This is a genomic window from Aliiroseovarius sp. M344 (assembly GCF_025140835.1).
In the GTDB taxonomy this organism is placed as follows: Bacteria; Pseudomonadota; Alphaproteobacteria; order Rhodobacterales; family Rhodobacteraceae; genus Aliiroseovarius.
The window spans coordinates 1,162,389-1,183,404 of record NZ_CP081153.1 but is presented as its reverse complement, the minus strand read 5'-3'; the positions used below and the strand labels follow the sequence as shown (position 1 = coordinate 1,183,404).

Below are 21,016 nucleotides of genomic sequence, written 5' to 3'. Positions count from 1 at the left end.
TCCCTTCGTCGGCGGCCGATGCGAGGATTGCGCGAAATAAAATAATGTCGTTCGATGCGACACTCTATTTGGGGACGCTATGTTGAAGGGCCTGCAAACTGCCACGCGCAACCTATTGGCCGTTGCGCTGATCGCGATGATGTGCGGGATTGTTGTGCAGGTGCTGTTCAGCGCGCTGGACATAAATCCAATCATGACATTTGACGCCGCATTGCCTGTTTTGGGCAAGGCAGTCACGCTCAATTCACTGCTTGATTTGCAATGGCACTTGTTGGTGATTGTCGGGCTGGTCCCCGCCGGGTTGGTCTGGGCGATGAACAAGCATGTGCGGGTGGATTTCCTGTATCAGACCCGCTGTGCCCGCGCACAGGCTCGCATCGACCTGTTGGGAAACCTGATCTTTGCCGTGCCCTTTTTCGCTTTGGGCCTGCCAGCGGCGTGGGACTTCGCACGGCGCGCTTGGTCGTCTGGAGAAGGGTCGCGCAACGGCGGTTTGAATGATCTTTGGCTGATCAAAGCAATCTTACCCTTTGGCTTGGGGCTGCTGGCCATCGCCGTTTTGATCGAAACGCTGCGCTTGATCAGGGCCAGCCGATGAGCGACAGCATCTTGCCTCTGGCAATGGCGGGCCTGACCTTGGCTGCAATATTTGCAGGCTACCGTGTGGGAATGGTGTTGGCTGGCTCCGCCGCGATTTTCATTCTGATCTCTGACCTGCCGGTCGCTTTCTTCAATCTGTTGATCAGCCGGATTTACGCGAACGTGTTGTCCAACTGGCTGCTCGTAGCCGTCCCGATGTTCATCTTGATGGGTTTGATCCTTGAAATTTCGGGCGTGGCGGAGCGGTCGCTTCGGGCCTCACAACGCGCACTGGGGGGCAGTGCTGCGGGCATGGGTGTCTCAGTCCTTGTGATTGGCGTGTTGCTTGCGGCGTCTTCTGGCATCGTCGGCGCCTCGGTTGTATTGCTTGCGCTCTTGGCCCTGCCCCGGCTTGAAGAGGCAGGATACGACAAACCAACCTCGGCTGGCTTGGTTGCAGCGTCCGGTACATTGGCAATTCTGATCCCACCATCTGTGATGCTGATCGTCTTGGGGGATCAGTTGCAAACCCCGGTACCAGACATGTTTGCCGGTGCGATCGGGCCCGGTTTGTTGCTGGTGTTGATCTATGGTGCGTTTATCATCTGGCGCGCCCGCAACCTGCCCCCATTGAAAAATGAAACCCGTATTTCAGTTCCGCAACTGATCTTTGATCTTGGACCCTTGCTGGTGCTGGTCATATCTGTCCTTGGCTCCATCGTTGCAGGCATTGCCACCCCGACCGAAGCCAGCGGCCTTGGCGCGTTCGGTGCTGTGCTGATCACGCTCCTCTATCGAAAATACAGCTTCGCCATGTTGAAAGAAGCTGCAACGAGAACGGTTACAACAACATGTGTTGTGCTTTTCGTGATGATCGGGGCCACGTGCTTTTCGGCCGTCTTCAAAGGCATCGGCGGCGACGATCTGGTCGAAGCAGGCATCATGGCCTTTGGCACCGAACCGCTGACGGTCTTGGCGGTGGTGATGGTGGCAATCTTCCTGTTGGGCTTCGTGCTGGACTGGCTGGAAATAACGCTTATCCTCCTGCCAATCTTTGCGCCCATCGTGGCTGGGCTGGACTTTGGTAATGGATTGTCGGGCGATGAACTTCTGGTCTGGTTTGGAATTCTGGTGGCCGTGAACCTGCAAACCTCTTTCCTGACCCCGCCATTTGGGTTTTCGCTGTTTTACCTGCGCGGTGCTGCTGGCGACGCGCTGACCACACCGCAGATTTACAAGGGCGTCCTGCCCTTCATTGCCTTGCAACTTCTGGTGCTCGTGCTGCTGATCCTGTTCCCCGGTTTGATCACCGGACTAACGTCATAGAAGGAAGGAACCTCATGAAAACGACATTAATGCTTGCTGCTGTTGCAGCGCTTTCGGCGACGAGTGTGACCGCAGAGGACTACAACCTGCAAAGCGCATTCGGTGGATTACCGGTGCTTGACCCAACCGCAAAGCGCTTTGTGGCGAACGTTTCTGCCCTGACTGGCGGCGAGGTCAATTTCAACTATCTGTTGGCAGGAGAGATGTCGCCGCCGTTCGAGATTTTTGACAATGTCAGCGTCGGCGCAATCGATGCGGGCTGGTCCTTCGCTGCCTATGCCAGCGGCAAAGAGCCAGCGGCGGCTCTGTTCGGATCCGTGCCGTTCGGTGGCGATCCCCTATCCTATGTCAGCTGGCTGCATCATGGCGGTGGCCTTGAACTGTGGCGCGAGATCTACGCCCCTTACAACCTTGTGCCGATGGCTTGCGGCGTGATCCTGTCCGAAGCGGGCGGTTGGTATACCAAGGAAATCACCGCGCCTGAGGATTTGCAGGGTCTGAATATCCGGATCGGCGGTCTTGGCGGCGATATTCTTGCCAAACTTGGAGCAAACGCGATGTCATTGCCGACCGGCGAAATCTCGACATCTCTTGAAACTGGCCGCCTCGATGCGACCGAGCTGAGCTTTCCACTGGTCGACAAGTTGCTGGGCTTCGACAAGGTTGCCAAGAATTATTACTTCCCCGGCTGGCATCAACCGGCGGGCTTCATCGAGTTCTACATGAACAAAGACAAATGGGATGCGCTGTCCGACAGCCAACGCACTGCGATCGAAGTCTCGTGTTCGGATGCCAACCTTTTTGCCTTGGGAGCAGCCGCTGGCGCGCAAAGCGCAGTGCTGGAGGAGTTCCGCACCAAGGGCGTAAACGTCCAGCGGTTTCCAGACAGCGTGATCGACGCGCTCAGCGCGGCGGCGGACGAAGTTTATGCTGAGAAATCGGCAGAGAACGAGATGTTCAAACGCGTGATCGACAGCTACCGCGCCTATGCGGCTGCTTACGGTGAATACAAAGACTTGACCGATCTTGATTGACAAACACGGCCTCGTCCGCTGCTTGGCGGCGGGGCCGACCGTCGATCCGGCGAAACTTCAGCGTGATGATCCCGGCGATAATCTTGTAGAACACCGCCAGCAATATCAGCGGTTTGTAAACGAAAAACTATCCGCGCGCGCCCGGGAAAGCCCGCTTAAATATCTCCACCCTGTCGGGTCGCTTGGCTTCAAGCGCGAGTGTGGGGAACATAGGCTTATCTTTCGCGCTACAGTTTCGCCGGGCGATTGTCTGGAAGAGGATAGGTCACCAGCGCCCAAACGGCGCATCGCTCACCATTCAGATCGCAAGATCGCTCGGGGCAGCACTGGTGGGAAGCACCAATTTGATGTGGTCGATCTCAAACTTCGAAAAGCTCTTCTTCCAACTGCGACCGGGCCAACGCAGCTCCAATGACTTTTCGTCTGGTCGGTAGGCGGCTGTATAAAGCGTTCCAAAACCGGAAGAGAAAGCCGTCGAGTACAATGGTGGCTTGAGGAACGCACCAATGAACCGCTCCTGCGTCTCTGGGTGCAGGGTCAGACGTTGCAAAAGAAAACGCTCACGCTCCACGGTTGCTGTGAACCGGGCATGGCTTGACCACTCCACTCGTTCCTGATGGTTCGTTGCGACCGCCGAATGGGTAATGACGGCAGGGCGGTCCGGCGCCAGATAGGCCGTCAAAAACCGCCGCTCGGCATCAAGGACCGTAACGTTATAGCTCATGTGGCTTGGGATCCGCTTCAGAACGGCTTCTGCTTCGCGCACCGTGGTGCAGGTTTGCAAGATATATCGCAGGATCAGCGGAACGCCGAACCCATCCCCGACTTCGCGCCGTCCCCCGAATGTCAGAGACAGGGCCAGACCGGCATCGTTGATGCCATCCACCAAACCGAACAAGCCATCACTGGTGCCGATCACCCCGCGACCGTTCCAGTTTGTCTTCAGGACAATCGCATCAAAGGCAGCAGGGTCGTAATCGTAGTTGCGGACAAGCAGTGGTGCATCGCCGGGCCAGACAGCCTGGCTGCACGCGGCCAGATAGCGCGGCGGGCAATAGAAGCTGAGAAACCGCGCTTCCATATCGCCACCACCGACCAGCTTGCAAAGCTGGTCGTAAAGCTCTGCAATCTCTGGCATATGCTTCGATATCGCGCGTTTGCATTCCAGGTATGTCGGCCTGCCCGACAGTCCATCGCGGGCCCACCATTTTGCATAGGCCGGCCAATACTCTGCAAAGAGCCCGGACCAAACAGGCCCGGGCTGATCTTCGGATATGGCGCGAATAACGAGGCTCATACCGGCTTACATGATCTTGAATGCCGGATCTTGCAAGGCCTGTGCGGACGGAAGTGGCCGCGATGAGAACGCATTCTTGATCCCGTCGATCCATTTCTTGGATTTATCAGTCAACTGGAACCCCTGCGTCATCGACCGACCTCGTGTAACAAGGATGCCAAGATCAGCACCTTCATAGCGATAGTCGCCCGGGCTTAGAATGCGCAGGAAGAAAGCTTCGTCCTCGGTTTCCACGGCGCGGCGGTGATAGTCGAAGCGATCAAAGACGACGCTTCCATCCGGCAACATCTTGTAGATGCCGGACTGAGGCGAGTCTGTGATGATATCGACGCTGTCATCAGTGTGTTTGATGACCATTTGTGACCAACTGTCGATCATGTCTGGATCAGCCCAACGCGCGTTCAGCTCCTCGACACCCAGATGGAATGGCTTTTTGGAGAATTCCAGAAGGTGGAACAGGAACAGCGGCGCGTCTGCATGAGCGAAGGCCGCATGGTTGGTCATCGACGACGCCCCGGTGATCCGAGGGTTCAACTCGCCCAGCCAGATTTCACCCGACTTCTTCTCGATCAGGAAATCGAGCTCGAAATATCCGCGGTACCCTTCTTTCCGCAACTGTTCGCCGAATTTGAACGTCAGCTCGCGCGCCTTCTGGCGGGTTTTGGGCGGAAATGCGGTCGAGAATATCTCGTTGCCACACCACCCCCCGCGATATGGCGTCAGTTCTTTGAAGCCGACCAGTTCCGTCATAAGTGGCCCGACGATCGTGCCTTCGTTTGTTGCACAGGCCTCGATCGCCGAGCCCCGGCAATCGATCCGCTTCATGATCTTGATTTCGCCTTCGCCGACAATTTCATGTTCATGCTTCCGGAAATCCGCCTCGGACTTGATAAAGAAGGTCGTGTGGCCGCTGTCGCCAAAAGCAGATTGCAGCACCAGATCGTGCCCGATGCCGGCTTTCTCAGTCACTTCGCGCAGATGCTCATAGCTTTTCACTTCGCTTAGCGTGTTGGGGACCGATGGCACACCCGCCTTATTACCGATCCGCACGGTCGCTATCTTGTTGTCCATGGACGTGCGCAGCTTGGCTTTCGGGAACCAAACTTCGCCGCCCAGTTCTTTCACAAGTTTCTCGGTTGTTTCGTCAAACATCAGAAACACAAATTTCGGCTTGCCACCGCGCGACTTGATGTAATCAACAACCTCTTTGTGCTGCAGCAGATAGTTGTTGATGTCTTCGATGGACTGGAACTCGTCATGCGGCAATTCGGACGGGCACAACACGTTCGGATGGCGTCCGTCAAAACAGTCCATATAGCAAATATATTTGAAGTTTTTCACCCATTCATCAAGTCCGAGCAGGTTGAAGTTGGTCGCGGAAACGAAGTAAATGGGATCCTTGTTCGTATGAAAGTAACGACGGATTTCAGAGATATTCTTCAGTGTCTTCTTTGGCATGTTCGGTATCCTTTTCTATCCCTATTTCTTCTTTTTCAGCTTTTTCAATGCATCAGGCGTGAAAATCCTGAGCCCAAGATCGTGGCGATACCCATGGATTTCGCTGACATCCAGCGCGCCCATGAACTCTATGATCTCGGGGCTGATCACCTGGCCTGGCACCAGAATTGGAAAGCCTGGTGGATACGGAATGATGAAGGATGCTGATACGAGCTCTTCGCCGTTTCGCAATCTCTCTACCAATTCAGCACCCAAGGTCAGGTAATCACAATTGTCTTCGTCATATGACAGGAAATAGGCGGTTCTTATGTCACCTTCCGGTGTTTCCGTGCTGTCACGAAACGCATCGTGGAACCGGCTGAAATCCGGCAGGGGTGGGACATGTTCGACAAGCGCGGTAACGCGGTTCTCAAAAGAACGTTTTTCCATCTTCGAGGCATCGTCAAGCAGATCATCCAGATCATTCGCAATTTCGACGAGGACCTCGATCAGGTATGCGATTGAAGACCGGGTTGTCCCGATATTGGTCATGAAAAGAACGGTGTTGCGCGACGTCTTGTTGATCTGGATGCCATATTTATCCATCAAGATCTTGGTCTTGAACGTATCGCCGTCCCAACCCGTTCCACCGATGGCAAGGGTGACACGTGTCGGGTCGAGAACGAATTCGTCTGTTGCCCAGACCTCCCAGATATCCGTCCAGCCTTGCTGGGCGTCGAAATAGCTGTTGGTCCCGCTGTCACGGAATTCGCTGGGGATCATGTCGCCAACGGTCAACACTTTGAAATACTTCTGCAGCGTCGGGTGCGTCATGACGGCCTTGCGGATTGCCATGGCACTTTCGATCTGGCGCTGAACGAATTCAAAGCCTTCAAGCTCGACTTGTCGCCGTCCAACATCAAGGGACGCGATGATCTGATAATTCGGCGATGTTGACGTGTGCGTCATATAGGCTTCTTGGAAGGCTTGTTCGACCTCGCCTTTGAAATCCTGATCGTTGACATGGATCATCGACCCCTGGCGCAAAGATGTCAGCGTCTTGTGGGTCGATTGTGTCGCATAGGCCCGCACCCGAGCGTCCGGAGGGGGCAGAAGCCGGGTGTTCAACCACGTTTCCTCGTCCGCATTTTCCAGCTTTTTTTGTTGCGCTTCATAAGCTGCAGACGCCTCTTCCGTCCGCAAAGACTCGCGCAGCAGGTTCGCAACACCCATCGCGGTGCGCTGTCGATATGTCGGCGTGAAATGTGCAAATGCAAACCAAGCCTCATCCCAAAGGAAAACAAGGTCCTTCTTGATGGCGAGGCACTCTTCCATCACCCGTTGAACGTTGTAGACCAAGCCGTCAAAGGTGCAATTGGTCAGCAACACCATGCGCACCCGATCCAGTTTGCCAGCGGCTTTGAGCTTAAGCAGTGTGTGTTTGATCTCCCGAAGCGGCACCGCCCCGTACATCGAATATTCATGCAGCGGATAGCTGTCCATATAGACGACATTCGCACCGGCCAGAACCATCCCATAATGGTGCGACTTGTGGCAGTCCCGGTCGACAAGCACGATGTCACCCGGCCTGACCAGAGATTGCACGACAATCTTATTACAGGTCGATGTGCCGTTGGTTGCAAAGAATGTCTGCTTCGACCCAAAAGCCCGAGCTGCCATATCTTGCGCTTCCTTAATGGGGCCGCGCGGCTCCAGCAGGCTATCCAGTCCACCGGACGTCGCCGAGGTTTCTGCAAGGAAGATATTGGGGCCGTAAAACGCACCCATGTCTTGGATCCAGTGGGACCGGCTGATCGACTTGCCACGGCTGATCGGCATGGCGTGAAAGACGCCCGTCGGCTGCTTTGAATACTCTTTGAGCGCCGTGAAGAACGGCGTCTTATAGCGGCGACCTACACCGCGCAGAATGTTCAGGTGCAGCTCAAGGAAGTCTTCCTGATTATAAAAAACCCGGCGGCACCGCCCAAGGTCCTTCCCAGCGATATCTTCAGCAGACCGGTCTGTGATCAAATACGCATCCAGCTCGGGCCGTACCTTTTCGATCAGGCGGCAGGCTTCCGGGCCATAGTCGCTGGGTTGCAAAGCGTCGACATCTTCTTCGTCGCCAATGCGGCTTAGAAACTGCTTCAAAATCGGCAATTCGTTGCGGGATTTCAGCACAAGGCCCGGGCGAACGATTACTGCTTGCACATTGTGGTTGAACAAAATGCCCATAAGCGCGTCTTCAAGACTGGGCACGATGACGGGTTCATATATGAACGGGTCTTCGGTCCGCCTGACCCTATGCAGGTTGTTGCGAAGGAACCGTTCCTGGTGCTCGTTGACGCTGTCGACGATCAAGACTTCGAAATACGGCCGACCAAGCGCCCGGTCTTCAGGGGCCAGCGCGCTTTCATCCTCGTAATCTTCGTTGTCTATCTCATCGCCAATAATGGGGATGCTCCGGCGCCGGTACGCGCCCGACGTGAGCGCGCGCGAGACACGTCGGATGGCATGTGACAGATCGTCGATATTCCGCTGTTCAAGCAAGCGGTTCAGATGCTCGAACGCGTGCGCGCCGGGAAAGGCCCAATAGACTTCGATCGGCGCCAAGGCCTCGAACAGGGATTCGGCAGTGGCCAGAAGCGACTTGCCCCGGCTTCCTGTTATCCCATGAATCCTAAGGGACTCCGTCGTTTCGCGCAGCGCGCTCCACCTGTCCGCCCGCAATTGCGTTGCACTGTAATAATCGCCGATTGATGGCAGCTTTTCCTCTGCGGATTTAACATTCATTCTTCCATCCCTTTGTTGCTGGCATCGGCGCATTTAGTGCATGCGTCCATTTTGTATTAATCTGTTCCGGTTTTTCCTTTGAACATTGGTACCGCAGCTGCGGCCAACTTATTTGCCCCAAGCGCAGTCCGCGGATCTGTCACCTCGACACCGGCCCGAGAGCCCTGCCCCGGCGTTGCCAGAGGGCCAAGCGTCTGCAAATACGCATCCGCCCCGCTGGTGCGGTCGTAGATCGGGAAATCGGCTTCGCGATCCCGGAAGCTTTTCAAGACTTGACCAAGACCCTTCAGGCCTGTTTCGCGCTGCCGACGAACGACATCGAGGTCGATTTCGATCGGGAACATGTCTTCTTGGCCGCCCGATTGGTGCAGCACCATCGCCGACGGATCGACAACGATTGATTTGCCGACCCCGCCCGCGGCCAAACCGTTCACGGCAAAGACATAACACTGGAACTGGGCCGCCGTGGCGCGCGCAATAGCCAGTTCGGCATCACGGTCGGTGGTTCCGGTCAAAACCGGGTTCAAAAGAACTTCGACCCCCTGGCTGGTCAGCTGACGCGTGGTTTCGGGGAACCAGATGTCATAACAGATCGAAAGACCAAATCGACCCACATCCGGCACATCAAAGATGCAGAAATCTGTGCCGGCTGAGATCCCGGCTTCGTAAGGCCGGAATGGGAACATCTTGGAGTATTTGGTCACAATCTCGCCCTGAGGGTTGATGACCACGGCCGTGTTGTAGATCTTTCCGTCGGGTCTTTTCTCGAACATGGATCCGGGAATGAGCCAGATCCCGTACCGGCGTGCGTCTTCCTGGAACTGTGTCAGAACGTCGTTGGGAAAGGGTTGTGCAAACTGATCCAGCGGGCCGTACGGCGCCAGCTCGGAAAACAGGACCATCTGTGTCCACGGAAAGCGGGCCATAACAACGTCAATCCGGTGCCGCATGGCCTCAACGTTGGAGTTGAGGGCCGCGACATGCATCTGGATGCCTGCGATCGCAAAAGGTGTCATTCTTTTCTTGTCTCCTAAGTCGACAATCTTGCCGACAGTTATCATTTTCAGTGCACGGTCATTGCACCATCAATTCCGGAATAACCTGCTCCATTCAAACCTGTTGGCGCTCATCCAGATCGGCAACGTCTTGGGCGACTTGACCAGTCCGTGCCGTGGCAGATTCTAATCGCAAAAACGTTCTGGCTGGACTGCGATGGGCGACACCGAGCTTCAGATTAGATCTTTCAGGTTGCGCGAATTTTGGAAAGTGGGTCGTCAGGTTTTCCTTTGAAGCTTGGCCGAAACCTTCTGGCAAATAGGATGGAAATATCTCGGCAGCAAGGTCATGCGTGACGCCACGCGTAAAGGGCCGTTCGATGGCTGCCGTGCGCAACTCTACCATTGGACGGGTAGTCGCGGTTTGGGCAGATCGCCCAGCTGAAATTGAATAAGCGGCCTTGTGGGCATTAATCACGTTTTCCTTCCCGATTGGTTCGTAAATCCCTGTTCTTCTTGCTTTTGGCCGACGTGATCACTCCCAAACGTTAACACGCCGTTTGCATTTGGCAACAAACTCAAGCGCCGCTGTGCTGAGCGTGACAGCGATACCGGCGTCAAAACGACGGTGGCGTACAAGCGCTCACGACAACGCAAGGTGCGTCACCGATATTGCGAAAGCGGTGCGGCAAGCGGCTGTCAAAAAGGTATCCATCGCCTGGATTGAGCACCCTCACCTGATCCTCGACCGTCACCTCGATGACGCCAGACACCACGATCCCGGCCTCCTCACTTTCATGGGCCAGCATATCCGGGCCCGTGTCCGCACCGGGAGGATATGTTTCATGAAGCACCTGAAGCGAATGCTGCGACGCATTTCCAAGTTGCCGCAAAGACACCCGCTCTGCACCATCCCCCAGCCCAACATCCTGCGGCGATAGCTCGGTAAACTCGCTGGCACCAAAAAAGTACTTCGGTGCCTTTTCATCTTCAATCTCCGAAAAAAACTCGGACATCGTCATGGAAACCGCGTCGAGAAGCCGCTTCAACGACGCAACCGAGGGGCTGCTTTTGTTCTGCTCAATCAAGGAAATGGCACCATTTGTCAGTCCAGCTCGCCCTGCTAGGTCGCGCTGCGAAAGCCCTTTTGCTTTTCGCGCGGCCTTCAATTTACTGCCGACATCCATATCCAACTTCACATCACCCTCTCATCGCTTGATAAGAATATTAACCATCCACGAAGAAGTCAGTCAATCAAAATAATTGCGTTAATCCCTTACCAGCCGCCCGGAACGCCGAATCTGTTGACAACATTATTAAGCAATGTATGAGAATATTAATCAATTCTCATACTTGTGATGGAGCGCATCATGACCACTCGCACACCCAACAAGCCGCGCGCTAAGTCGGTAAAAACAAACACCAGCACACGCAAAAAGGCATCTGCCAAGACGGCAGCCGCACCCAGCACGAAGGCTCAGGTAAAAACCAATGCTGACCTGCTGACCCGCCGCGAAGCCGCTGTGCCGCGTGGGGTCGCGTCTGCCGCGCCCATATTCGCCGCTCGGGCCGAAAACGCCGAGCTTTGGGATGTCGAAGGCAATCGCTTCATTGATTTCGCTGGCGGAATCGCGGTTTTGAACACCGGGCACCGGCATGCCAAGGTCGTTGCCGCAGCAAAGGCGCAGGAAGACCTTTATACGCACACCTCGTTTCAGGTCGTGCCATACGAACCCTATGTGGCCCTTGCTGAAAAGCTGAACGCGCTTGCACCCGGCGATTTCGCGAAAAAGTCGCTTCTGGTGACAACCGGTGCTGAAGCCGTCGAAAATGCAGTCAAAATCGCACGCGCGCATACTGGCCGCCCCGGTGTCATCGCATTCTCTGGTGGCTATCATGGCCGCACATTGTTGACCTTGGGCCTGACCGGTAAAGTATCACCTTACAAAAAAGATGTTGGCCCCTTCCCGTCAGATATTTTCCGAGCGCCGTTCCCGGATGCCCGTAATGGCGTGACCGTTCAGGACGCCCTGAATGCGCTGGAAACACTGTTCCTGACGGATGCCGATCCAGACCGTGTGGCGGCAATCATTCTGGAGCCAGTTCTGGGCGAAGGCGGATATATTCCGGTTCCCACCGAAATGTGGCAGGCCCTGCGCGCGATTTGCGACAAGCACGGCATCTTGTTGATTTCCGACGAAATTCAGGCCGGTTTCGGCCGCACAGGCACCTGGTTTGCGATCGAGCACTCCGGTGTGGTGCCAGATCTGATCACCGTCGCAAAATCCATGGCCGGTGGTTACCCCATTGCCGGTGTCATTGGTCGCGCCGATGTGATGGACGCGCTGGCCCCGGGTGGGCTGGGTGGCACATATGGCGGCAACCCAGTGGCTTGCGCAGCAGCCCTTGCCGCCATTGAGGCGATCGAAAGCGAAGGCCTTCTGGCCCGCTCGACCGCCTTGGGCGACCACATGCGGACACGGTTTGCGGATATGGGGTCGCGGGTCGCGCCCTATCGGATGTGGGACATTCGCGGCATCGGCGCGATGCTGGCGGTTGAGTTCGTGACCGACTTCGAAACCTCGGCACCGGATGCTGCATTCACCAAATCCGTCATCGCCCACGCCTTCAAGCGCGGCCTGATCCTGTTGGGTTGCGGTATGCATGGCAACGCCGTCCGTATCATGGTGCCGCTCACGGCCTCAGATGCCCTGATCGAAGAAGGCCTGGCCATTTTCGAAGCAGCCCTTGCGGATGCAATCGCTGCAGAACAAAAACTCGCGGCTGAGTAAGCCTCGCTTAGACCACCCGCGCCATCCTATTCACGGGATGGCGCGTTTTTTTGTTGGGCCGGCGCTTCGTCCTGTTAACAAAAGAAAGCGCTGGCACAATCGCAATGCGTTTTGGTTCGTGCCGCACCAAAACCAAAGACTGACTTACATACGCCCGAACCATTTGCGAAGGGTTGGCAACCACCCCGTCGAAACACGTTGGTGAAGGACAGCAAGACGTAATATTTCCTTACTATCTCAATGGATTAGCAGCATGACTGACCAGAAAGATCCTATCGAAACGTCAGACGACATTCACGAGGATGTCGGCGATCTGAAAACCGTGCGAGAACAGGTAAAGGCAGCGCTGGACGCGGGCGATGAGCAGACGCTGATCGACCTGCTCGATCCTCTGCCACGGAGTGCCGCGCTTCGACAATTGCTGGCACTGGATGCAGATGATCGCGATCAACTGCTCCGAATTCTGCCGGTCGAGGTTGCTGCGGAACTGGTTGAAGAAGCTCCCTACGAAGCGGCCACCGACCTTGTTGAGCGTATGGAAGCGGGGCGCGCGGCCGAGATTCTGGATGAACTTTCGTCAGACCTTCAAGCCGACCTGATTGGCGGTATTGAACTGGCTGGCGCCGAGGCCATCCTTGCAAAATTCGACCCCGAGGACGCCGATGATGTTCGACGTCTGGCGGAATATGATGACGAAACCGCCGGTGGCCTGATGGTCGCCGAGGCATTTTCATTCCCCGACACAGCAACAGTCGGGTCCGTTCTGCGCGGCATGGTCAGCGATGACGACGATTTCGAACGGTACAGAGGCCAACACCCCTATGTGGTCGATGCGGACAACCATCCGGTTGGCGTGGTTTCCCTGCGCGGGTTGTTGACCGCAAAGCGCAGCGAGAAACTGAATTCGATCATGGTGGCACCGCTCACTGTCGGTGTCGCGACGACGCTGGACGAACTTCAGGATTTGTTCGACGAACACAACTTCCTTGGCCTGCCGGTTGTCGAAGAAGATGGATCGCTGGTCGGCGTCGTTTCACGCAGTGCGGTCGATGCCGCCGCGCTGGAACGGTCCGAGTCGGAAAGCTTGAAACGTCAGGGTGTTGTTGGAGACGAAGTGCGCGCGATGCCGCTTTGGTTGCGGTCTCGCAGACGTCTCGCTTGGCTATCGGCCAACATCGTTCTCAACATCATCGCCGCCAGCGTCATTTCGGCCTATGAGGAAACACTGGCTGCTGTCATCGCCATTGCGGTGTTCCTGCCGATGGTATCGGACATGTCGGGCTGTTCCGGCAATCAGGCCGTCGGGGTCACCATGCGTGAGCTGTCTTTGGGCATCGTGCAGCCCAAAGACGCGTTTCGGGTTTGGGTCAAAGAGATTTCAGTTGGCGTTATCAACGGCTTAGCCTTGGGCGTGCTGATTGGCATTGTCTGCTGGATCTGGAAAGGCAACCCGTGGCTGGGTGTCGTGATCGGCACAGCGCTTGCCATTAACACCATGATCGCGGTTTCAATCGGCGGCGTTGTGCCACTTCTGCTGAAGAAGTTGAACCAAGACCCGGCGGCGGCCAGTGGACCGCTTCTGACCACGATCACCGACATGGCAGGCTTTTTCCTCGTCCTCAGCATGGCGAGCCTGATGATGCCACTTTTGCTCTGAGGTTTCGAATTCAAGCACATCATGGCACTGTGGTCGCTTTGATGGGCGATACGGTTTGGTTTCGCCGCGGGCTATTTAGTTCGTTCACGCGCCTTGCGCGCCCGGGTGGCTTGGTTTCAGACCTAGGTCCAAAACAACACCCGACCTTTGCCAGAAAAGGCAGGGCCTTTTGTCGATATCGCGATCAGCCCACACCTGAAAACCTGAGGGTGTCAATTGAACACATCAGGAGAAAGACGATGAAACCACTTCACCTTATTGCAGGCGCTTTTTGTACGGCAGCAGGCCTAATCGCGCCCAGTACGACGATTGCATCACCCGGCATCTTGTCCGAACTGATCTTTCAGTCGACAGAGACCGCTCCGGTGGTCACAGAAGGCGACGGCACTTATGAGGTCGCCCGTCGAGGTCGCGGCCGGGGCAGAGGCGGCGACCGGGACCGCGATCGTGACCATGATCGTGACCATGATCACGATGATGATCATCATGATGACCGTGGGCGTGATCGTGATCGCGACGATGATGGATCGAGCGGCCGGGATCGCCCCCGTATCCCCGGCGGGTCGGGTTGTGATGATCCGGGCGATGTTGCGGAACATCCGGAATGCCGGGTCTGAATTGAACCACTCCGGCCACCACTCACGCAAATATCAGACCATAGTCTGATGCGAAATCACGCACCCTTGGGTAATCCTATTGGGTGCGTGACCACGCACGGGTTCAGGCGAAACACGCTGCAGGAGCACCATGTCCAGGTTTCTCAAGATCATATGTTTGGCCCTCTTTTTTATGCCTATGCCGTTCACTGTCAAAAAGACATTGGACGGAAAGTTGGTGCTGGGTGCTGACTACGCGCTTGCCGACAAGGGTCGCGGTCGAGGCGGAGATGACGACGATGACGACGACGATCACAGTGGCTCGGGAAGTGACCGAGATGATGACAGAAGCGGCAGGAGAGATGGTCGGGACGACGACCGCGATGATGATGACGATGATCGAGATGATGATCGCGACAGGGACAGAGACGACGAGGAATCAAGTCGGTCTAAAGGCACAGCAAGCGGCGGCCTAGAACGATCACCTAGCGGCGTGATCGCCAACTTGCACCTGCGCTATTCAAATGGCTGGGACGAACGGATTTTGAACGGACGTTATATCTTGGTAGACCCCGAGGGCAGAACGGTCACGCGCCGAGCTGCAACAGCCAAAGACCTTGAGCGCATGCGCGCAGCCGTGACCCAGTAACTACTTCTTTCCCCATGCCTTTTGCGCGATCAGCGCCGCTTCGACACGGTTGCGGGCCTGTAGTTTGCTTAGGACAATGGTCATATAGTGTTTGACCGTTTTTTCCTGAATGTTCAGGTCACGCCCGATTTCCTTGTTGCTTTTGCCCGCTGCCACCCCTTTCAATATCTCTTCCTCGCGCTTGGTCAGATCATCAATGGGTTGTCGCTCTACCGTTTTTTCAGATTGCATGATGCGCAGCATTTGGGCCGCCAGCCCCGGAGACACATGTGCTTCACCGGCGGCGATCCTGGTCAAAATGTCTCGCAATTCTGCCGCAGACACACCTTTCAGCACGTAACCGGTCGCCCCTGCCTGCATCGCGGCGGTAACGTCCTCTCCGTCTTCGGACACGGTCAGCATCGCAACAGCCTTGGCGGTGCCAGCTTGCGATATCCGACTAGCGGCTGTGATACCGCTGCCCGGCATCGACAGATCCAGAAGCGCGATATCCGGGCGATGTTGCTCGGCCAAATTGACCGCGTCATCGGCAGACCCACCAACACCCATGACGGTAAACGCGCCCGTCTCCTCAATACTGTGCACAAGCCCGTCACGGAAAATGGGGTGGTCATCTGCCAGAATAATACGAATGGTCATGATCCAATCTCTTCAAATGGAAGTGTCAGGGAAAGCGTCGTGCCTTCGCCGACAGTTGAGGTGACAGCAAGGCTTCCACCAATGCTTTCGGCCCGATCCGCGAGCCCAAACAGGCCTTGCCCACCGTCCGGGCGAACTTCGCGGGGCTGCGCGGTCTCAAATCCTCGCCCCTTGTCAGCGACGGAAATCGTGAAAGCATGACGGTCGGCATTTGCAATTACCTGCACCTTGGCAACATCAGCGTGACGGCTGGCATTCGAGAGCGTTTCCTGCAGAAAACGGAACACACAAAGTTTCTGAGCATAATTCAGCGGAGGTTCGGTTTCAAAGGTCCGATCGACCGTGATTTCCAAACCGGTTTGCCGATGATGGTCCTGCATCGCGCGGTCCATCAGGGCAGCGATACCCAGTTGATCGAGGTCGGGCAATGCAAGGCCCCTAGAGATTATCCGCAGCTCATCAAGCGCCTTGTCCAGCGCTTCGCGGACCCGTTCTGCGTCTTTTGATTGGGCTTTTTTCGCACCAAGTGCCCCATCCAACCTTAAAGACGCGAGTGACAGGTATTGCGCCGGCCCGTCATGCAGATCGGACCCTATGCGCCGAATGGCTTGCTCGGTCTGGGCTGTGGCCCTTGAAGACGCGGCGACCGCTCTTTGGCGCAAATTGGCGTTCTGCGCGGAAATGTGTTCTGTCTTGGCCAGCTGTTCTGACAAAGCCTGTCGCTGATGTCGTATGGTTCGCCCTCCGGCCTGCACAATCCAGAAAAGCAGCAAGCCGCTGGTCAAAAACACGCCGCCGACAATCAGCCAACTGGTTTGGCGTGCGTTTTCGAGATCAGCATCCAGTTGCGCTGCGGTCTCATAGAATTCGGCCACGGCAATCACCTCGCCGGTCCAGACCTGTCGAATTGGGCTGTAAACTTCCAGCAGCGCGACGCCCAGCGCGGCTTCGGCTTCATTCTCCAGATCATTGAGGTCCTCGAAGGAGGATGCGACTTCGCCTGCCCATGCGCGCTTCAGTTCATCCGATGGCTCAAATTCTCGACCAATAAGCGTCGGGTCTGACGCATGCACAACCCGTCCGCCCTTAAGCCAAATTTTGTAAGATACCACGCGTTCGCCAAGCGTCGTCCCGTCAAACATCTCGGCCAGGGCCTGACGTGCCGGTGCAGACAGCGTATCGGTTTCGGCCAGTTCCTGGCTCAACGGCGATACAAAGCTCTCCATAAAAAGGGCGGCGGACGATGCTGAGTTTTGAACAACCGCATCTTCGATCCGTTGTGATATCCAGTTTCCGACAAGAATCATTGCGCCAATCATCACGACAGCACCTGCCAATAGAAACTGGCCCGGCAGTGTTAGATCGCGCCATAGGTAAGCGTCAGCAATCCTTTTCATGACTTCGGTTTAACACCAGACGCTATATCAAAACATAGACCAAAGTCCGATGACGGACCCTAGGCTTATCAATTTGGGCGACCGGTAAGAGGTACAAATTCACACACACCAGCGCAGTCCGGGCCCGCATATGGACAGGGATCGACGCGTCATGCTTAAGCAGACCCTTTTGCCGTTACCTCACAACAACAGAACAGTGTGAGCGGCGCGCAATGCGCTTCACTCTACACTTTTTGACAAATTCTTTCGCAACCAGATGCTGGTGCTGACTTTTCGCGGCGAAGAGGTCTCAGTTGAACACAAGGCGATGTTCGATGCGGCACTGGCAAGAGATGCCGAAAAGGCGAAACGCCTTCTGGAAGAGCACATCCGCAATGGTTTGGTTCATACGTTGGAGGCGATGTGAGAGGCTCGGCCTAGCCTGCCTTCAGTCCACGTTGCGATTCCGAAATCTGTGAGGACCGGTCTGCTTGCCGCCAAGCTGAAGAATGACGCGAGCCAGTATATCTCAAGGATGTGGGTGGCGGTGCTGTCAGACGAATTCGAACCAGTCTCAGTTGTGCGAAATGCCGGAACTTAGATGGAACAAAACCAGCGCCACTCGGCGAGAGCGGCGGTTGGTCGTGCCGCTTCATGGATTTTGTGAGGAATTTCAACGCTGCACTGCGATCTCGACGCTTGGTGACATAGTTATCCAGCAATTCGACCTCGTGATCCAAAGCTCGCCACAGGCAGTGCGTTTCTCCTTAAACCTTCACAAACACCTCATCCAGGTGCCACTGCCAGTTTGAGTAAGAACGCATCCGGTTGACTCGGTTTTTCCGGAAATCAGCGGCGAACATCGGCCAAAACGGTTTCACTATTACCGCACCGTTTCGTGACTGAAGTCGAAGCCGCGCCCCTGAACCATTTGTCAGCTGACAAGTGCACCAGGATTCATGATGTTGTTTGGGTCCAGTGCATCCTTGATAGTCCTGATCGCGTCCAGTTTCGCGCGGCCGCTATATCGATTGAGGTCATTGATCTTCAGCCGCCCAATCCCGTGCTCGGCGCTGATCGACCCACCGCAGTCTTCGGTCACTTCATTAATCGTTTCACGGATCAACTCTATTATCGCGGGGTTTGCCGCGACGAAATCGGCCTTCTCAACGCCTTCTGGAGGGAAAACATTGTGGTGAATATTGCCGTCACCGACATGGCCGTAACTGTTGATGCGCAAACCCGGATTTAGGCCCATAACTGCCTCATGTGTTTTCGTGATGAAACGGTCAATCAGGCTAAGCGGCACAGAGGTATCGCTGTTACAGATTGCGCCTGTCATTCGGTTGGCTTCGGGCGTGTTCTCCCTCAAGTCCCACAATCCGGCTCTTTGCGCTTCAGAGCTGGCAACGACCGCATCGGGTAATAACCCTTTTTCCATACAACTTGCCAACGAAGCTTGCACCCGGTCCGTCAGGCCAGCCTGACCGCCAACCTCGACCAGAAGATACCAGTCACAAACCTGACCAATCGGGTTTTTCAGGTTGGGGAAATGTTGGGTGACGAGGTCAATTCCAAAATTGCTCAGCAACTCAATCCCAGACAAGCTTTCACCCAGATCTTTACGCAGTTGCTGAAACAGTCGAAGCGCCCCATTCAACGAGGGTGAGGCACAAAGTGCTGTGACGGTTTCTGGGTCTTGGGGTTTTAATACAAGCGTAGCCGCTGTGATGATGCCAAGTGTGCCCTCGCTTCCCGCAAGCAAGTGGCGTAAATCGTATCCAGTGTTGTTCTTGCGCAGGGGACGAAGCTCGCTGATCACGTCGCCCGAGGGAAGCACCGCTTCAACGCCAAGGCACAGATCGCGCGCGTTTCCGTGGCGCAGCACCTGAATACCGCCGGCATTGGTCGCCAGATTGCCCCCAACGGTACAACTGCCTTTCGATGCCATACTGAGAGGATAAACCAACCCATGCTCACTTGCGGCGGCATGGATATTCTCAAGGATACACCCGGCCTCGGCCACCAAGGCGAAATCCTCGGGCATGACTTGACGAATTCGGTTCATGCGTTCAAGCGACAGGATGATGGCATTGCCGCTATCGGGCGACAATTGCCCCGCGACAACACCTGTACCACCGCCGTAAGGGATTAGACCCAGCCGCTCCTCATTGCAGATCCTGACAATCCGGGACACCTCTTCTGTTGTTTCTGGCATTACGATCAGGCAAGCCTGTCCTGTAAACCGACCGCGCGGGTCTTCGAAGTAGCGCGCGGCCTCTGAACTCGGGCGCCAGTCTCCTTCTCCGACAACCTTTTTCAGCTTATCAAGAGTGGCCTCAGAGGGTTGTGAGAAGTCAGACATGGCGCTGTCCCCTATTGGTGCGCTTTAGCTGCTAAGCCCAGCGACACACATGTATTTCGTTTCAAGATAGTCGTCCAAGCCCTGGCTGCCACCTTCCTTACCCATGCCACTTTCCTTCAACCCACCGAACGGCGCTTCGACGGTGGTGATCAGCCCGGAATTGATGCCGATCAGACCATAGTCCAGACCATCATTCAGACGGAATGTGCGGCCAAGGTCACGTGTATAGGCATAGGCAGCCAAACCATATTCGGTTGCATTCGCGGCCTCTATCGCTTCGGCTTCATCGTCAAACTTGAACACAGCGGCAAGGGGGCCAAATATCTCGTCCGTGGCAAATTGCATATCATCCGTCGCGCCGGTGATGATTGTGGGTTCAAAGAACGTGCCGCCATTGCCATGGCGTTTGCCGCCCTGAACAACGTTGCCGCCCTTGGATTTGGCGTCCGAGATCAATTCTTCGACCTTCGTCACCGCGCCATCGTCGATCAGCGGGCCTTGCTGGACTCCATCCTCGGCCCCGTTTCCGACCACCAAAGCGGCAACCGCCTCTTTCAATTTCGCAACGAAAGCGTCGTGGATACCTGCCTGCACGTAAAAACGGTTGGTGCAAACGCAGGTCTGCCCCATATTGCGAAACTTCGCGATCATTGCGCCCTCGATGGCGGCATCGACATCCGCATCGTCAAAGACAATGAAGGGTGCGTTGCCACCAAGTTCCATCGAGACTTTCTTGACGGTATCCGCAGACTGGCGGATCAGCGTTTTTCCCACCTCGGTGGAGCCTGTGAAGGTCACCTTGCGCACATCCGGGCTGTCCATGATGGCGCCGCCGACCTGACGGGCAGACCCCGTGACGATGTTTACCACACCCGCTGGGAAACCCACATCCTCGCACAGTTTTCCCCAGACAAGTCCGGAATACGGCGTGGCAGTTGCTGGCTTTGCAACAACTGTACAGCCCGCTGCGAGCGCAGGTCCAAGCTTGCGTGCCAGCATTGACGACGGGAAGTTCCATGGGGTGATCGCGGCCACCACGCCCACGGGGTGGTGCGTTACAAGAAGCCTGCGATCTGCGGTTGGGGCTGGTACAATCTCGCCTTTTGCACGGCGAATTTCTTCGGCAAACCAACGGATATAGGCCGCCCCGATGGCAATTTCGCCGCGCGCTTCGAAAATGGGTTTGCCTTGTTCTGCAGTCAGAAGCTGGGCGAGGTCCTCTTGATTGTCCATCAGGGCGTCATGCAGGCTGTGCAGCAACGTGACACGTGTCATCAGGTTCGATTTGGACCAGTCCGGAAAGGCCGCATTCGCCGCTGCGATTGCGCGATTGGTTTCATCCGTTCCACCATTGGGGACTGTGCCGATAACCTCGCCGGTCGCGGGGTTGATCACGTTAATTGTGCCACCTGCATCCGATCCGACCCACCGGCCACCAATCAGATTAGCTTCCACCATCAAGCCATTGAAGTTGCTCATGT

Annotated in this window: 17 protein-coding genes and 2 pseudogenes; 8 read left to right on the top strand and 11 right to left on the bottom strand. The window is 55.9% G+C overall.

Annotated elements, in window-relative coordinates; all coding sequences use genetic code 11:
- Positions 1-79 precede the first annotated feature (79 nt).
- The 3 genes from K3556_RS05735 to K3556_RS05725 are packed head-to-tail and all read left to right on the top strand — an operon-like array spanning position 80 to position 2,939.
- On the top strand, positions 80-598 hold the full coding sequence (locus K3556_RS05735) for a TRAP transporter small permease subunit (RefSeq protein WP_260518766.1): 519 nt from the start codon (positions 80-82) through the stop codon (positions 596-598).
- Positions 595-1,905, top strand: a complete 1,311-nt coding sequence (locus K3556_RS05730; RefSeq protein ID WP_260518765.1) for a TRAP transporter large permease subunit — start codon at positions 595-597, stop codon at positions 1,903-1,905. The genes K3556_RS05735 and K3556_RS05730 overlap by 4 nt, the downstream gene beginning before the upstream one ends.
- Before the next feature lie 14 nt (positions 1,906-1,919).
- A complete protein-coding gene (locus K3556_RS05725; RefSeq protein WP_260518764.1) occupies positions 1,920-2,939 on the top strand; it encodes a TRAP transporter substrate-binding protein in 1,020 nt (339 codons plus the stop codon).
- Positions 2,940-3,237: 298 nt separating this feature from the next.
- Here K3556_RS05725 and K3556_RS05720 read toward each other — a convergent pair whose 3' ends face one another.
- The 6 genes and pseudogenes from K3556_RS05720 to K3556_RS16445 form a co-directional block, all read right to left on the bottom strand.
- Complete coding sequence (locus tag K3556_RS05720) at positions 3,238-4,236, bottom strand: C45 family autoproteolytic acyltransferase/hydolase (protein ID WP_260518763.1); 999 nt, start codon at positions 4,234-4,236, stop codon at positions 3,238-3,240.
- A gap of 6 nt (positions 4,237-4,242) precedes the next feature.
- Positions 4,243-5,694, bottom strand: a complete 1,452-nt coding sequence (locus tag K3556_RS05715) for a biotin carboxylase (protein WP_260518762.1) — start codon at positions 5,692-5,694, stop codon at positions 4,243-4,245.
- A gap of 21 nt (positions 5,695-5,715) precedes the next feature.
- Positions 5,716-8,466: an aminotransferase class I/II-fold pyridoxal phosphate-dependent enzyme gene (locus K3556_RS05710; protein ID WP_260518761.1), complete on the bottom strand. Its 2,751-nt coding sequence runs from the start codon at positions 8,464-8,466 to the stop codon at positions 5,716-5,718.
- A gap of 56 nt (positions 8,467-8,522) precedes the next feature.
- Positions 8,523-9,482: a carbon-nitrogen hydrolase family protein gene (locus K3556_RS05705; RefSeq protein WP_260518760.1), complete on the bottom strand. Its 960-nt coding sequence runs from the start codon at positions 9,480-9,482 to the stop codon at positions 8,523-8,525.
- Between the two features lie 596 nt (positions 9,483-10,078).
- Positions 10,079-10,483 carry a cupin domain-containing protein gene (locus K3556_RS05700; protein ID WP_312847290.1) on the bottom strand — a complete coding sequence of 135 codons (405 nt, stop codon included), beginning with the start codon at positions 10,481-10,483 and terminating at the stop codon, positions 10,079-10,081.
- Positions 10,484-10,519: 36 nt separating this feature from the next.
- Positions 10,520-10,648: pseudogene (locus K3556_RS16445) on the bottom strand (helix-turn-helix domain-containing protein); the annotation flags it as partial.
- 183 nt (positions 10,649-10,831) lie between these two features.
- Here K3556_RS16445 and gabT point away from each other — a divergent pair.
- The 4 genes from gabT to K3556_RS05680 all read left to right on the top strand — a co-directional run bounded on the left by gabT (position 10,832) and on the right by K3556_RS05680 (position 15,155).
- Positions 10,832-12,253, top strand: coding sequence for a 4-aminobutyrate--2-oxoglutarate transaminase (gene gabT, locus K3556_RS05695; RefSeq protein ID WP_260518759.1), 1,422 nt, complete (start codon positions 10,832-10,834; stop codon positions 12,251-12,253).
- 253 nt (positions 12,254-12,506) lie between these two features.
- Positions 12,507-13,910: a magnesium transporter gene (gene mgtE / locus K3556_RS05690; protein WP_260518758.1), complete on the top strand. Its 1,404-nt coding sequence runs from the start codon at positions 12,507-12,509 to the stop codon at positions 13,908-13,910.
- Between the two features lie 390 nt (positions 13,911-14,300).
- Entirely contained in the window at positions 14,301-14,576 is a 276-nt protein-coding gene (locus K3556_RS05685) for a hypothetical protein (RefSeq protein ID WP_260518757.1), read from the top strand.
- 129 nt (positions 14,577-14,705) lie between these two features.
- Positions 14,706-15,155, top strand: a complete 450-nt coding sequence (locus K3556_RS05680) for a hypothetical protein (protein ID WP_260518756.1) — start codon at positions 14,706-14,708, stop codon at positions 15,153-15,155.
- On the opposite strand, the gene K3556_RS05675 is transcribed toward K3556_RS05680, so the two are convergent.
- Entirely contained in the window at positions 15,156-15,794 is a 639-nt protein-coding gene (locus K3556_RS05675) for a response regulator (protein WP_260518755.1), read from the bottom strand. It lies immediately after the preceding gene.
- Entirely contained in the window at positions 15,791-17,191 is a 1,401-nt protein-coding gene (locus K3556_RS05670; RefSeq protein ID WP_260518754.1) for an ATP-binding protein, read from the bottom strand. Before K3556_RS05670 ends, K3556_RS05675 begins: the two co-directional genes overlap by 4 nt.
- A 256-nt stretch (positions 17,192-17,447) precedes the next feature.
- On the opposite strand from K3556_RS05670, the gene K3556_RS05665 reads away from it, so the two are divergent.
- Complete coding sequence (locus tag K3556_RS05665) at positions 17,448-17,597, top strand: FCD domain-containing protein (RefSeq protein ID WP_260518753.1); 150 nt, start codon at positions 17,448-17,450, stop codon at positions 17,595-17,597.
- A 208-nt stretch (positions 17,598-17,805) separates the two neighbouring features.
- On the opposite strand, the pseudogene K3556_RS05660 reads toward K3556_RS05665, so the two are convergent.
- The 3 genes and pseudogenes from K3556_RS05660 to K3556_RS05650 all read right to left on the bottom strand — a co-directional run.
- Positions 17,806-18,089 (bottom strand): annotated as a pseudogene (locus K3556_RS05660) (DDE-type integrase/transposase/recombinase); the annotation flags it as partial.
- 15 nt (positions 18,090-18,104) lie between these two features.
- Positions 18,105-19,535 carry an FAD-binding oxidoreductase gene (locus tag K3556_RS05655; RefSeq protein ID WP_260518752.1) on the bottom strand — a complete coding sequence of 477 codons (1,431 nt, stop codon included), beginning with the start codon at positions 19,533-19,535 and terminating at the stop codon, positions 18,105-18,107.
- Positions 19,536-19,559: 24 nt separating this feature from the next.
- Positions 19,560-21,014 (bottom strand): NAD-dependent succinate-semialdehyde dehydrogenase, encoded by a 1,455-nt coding sequence (locus K3556_RS05650; protein WP_312847283.1) that lies wholly within the window; start codon positions 21,012-21,014, stop codon positions 19,560-19,562.
- Between the last annotated feature and the right edge of the window lie 2 nt (positions 21,015-21,016).

Coding starts and splice junctions, on each gene's coding strand:
- K3556_RS05735 (WP_260518766.1), top strand. CDS start 80: ATGTTGAAGGGCCTGCAAACTGCCACGCGCAACCTATTGGCCGTTGCG.
- K3556_RS05730 (WP_260518765.1), top strand. CDS start 595: ATGAGCGACAGCATCTTGCCTCTGGCAATGGCGGGCCTGACCTTGGCT.
- K3556_RS05725 (WP_260518764.1), top strand. CDS start 1,920: ATGAAAACGACATTAATGCTTGCTGCTGTTGCAGCGCTTTCGGCGACG.
- K3556_RS05720 (WP_260518763.1), bottom strand. CDS start 4,236: ATGAGCCTCGTTATTCGCGCCATATCCGAAGATCAGCCCGGGCCTGTT.
- K3556_RS05715 (WP_260518762.1), bottom strand. CDS start 5,694: ATGCCAAAGAAGACACTGAAGAATATCTCTGAAATCCGTCGTTACTTT.
- K3556_RS05710 (WP_260518761.1), bottom strand. CDS start 8,466: ATGAATGTTAAATCCGCAGAGGAAAAGCTGCCATCAATCGGCGATTAT.
- K3556_RS05705 (WP_260518760.1), bottom strand. CDS start 9,482: ATGACACCTTTTGCGATCGCAGGCATCCAGATGCATGTCGCGGCCCTC.
- K3556_RS05700 (WP_312847290.1), bottom strand. CDS start 10,483: ATGACGATGTCCGAGTTTTTTTCGGAGATTGAAGATGAAAAGGCACCG.
- gabT (WP_260518759.1), top strand. CDS start 10,832: ATGACCACTCGCACACCCAACAAGCCGCGCGCTAAGTCGGTAAAAACA.
- mgtE (WP_260518758.1), top strand. CDS start 12,507: ATGACTGACCAGAAAGATCCTATCGAAACGTCAGACGACATTCACGAG.
- K3556_RS05685 (WP_260518757.1), top strand. CDS start 14,301: ATGAGGTCGCCCGTCGAGGTCGCGGCCGGGGCAGAGGCGGCGACCGGG.
- K3556_RS05680 (WP_260518756.1), top strand. CDS start 14,706: ATGCCGTTCACTGTCAAAAAGACATTGGACGGAAAGTTGGTGCTGGGT.
- K3556_RS05675 (WP_260518755.1), bottom strand. CDS start 15,794: ATGACCATTCGTATTATTCTGGCAGATGACCACCCCATTTTCCGTGAC.
- K3556_RS05670 (WP_260518754.1), bottom strand. CDS start 17,191: ATGAAAAGGATTGCTGACGCTTACCTATGGCGCGATCTAACACTGCCG.
- K3556_RS05665 (WP_260518753.1), top strand. CDS start 17,448: ATGCTGGTGCTGACTTTTCGCGGCGAAGAGGTCTCAGTTGAACACAAG.
- K3556_RS05655 (WP_260518752.1), bottom strand. CDS start 19,535: ATGTCTGACTTCTCACAACCCTCTGAGGCCACTCTTGATAAGCTGAAA.
- K3556_RS05650 (WP_312847283.1), bottom strand. CDS start 21,014: ATGAGCAACTTCAATGGCTTGATGGTGGAAGCTAATCTGATTGGTGGC.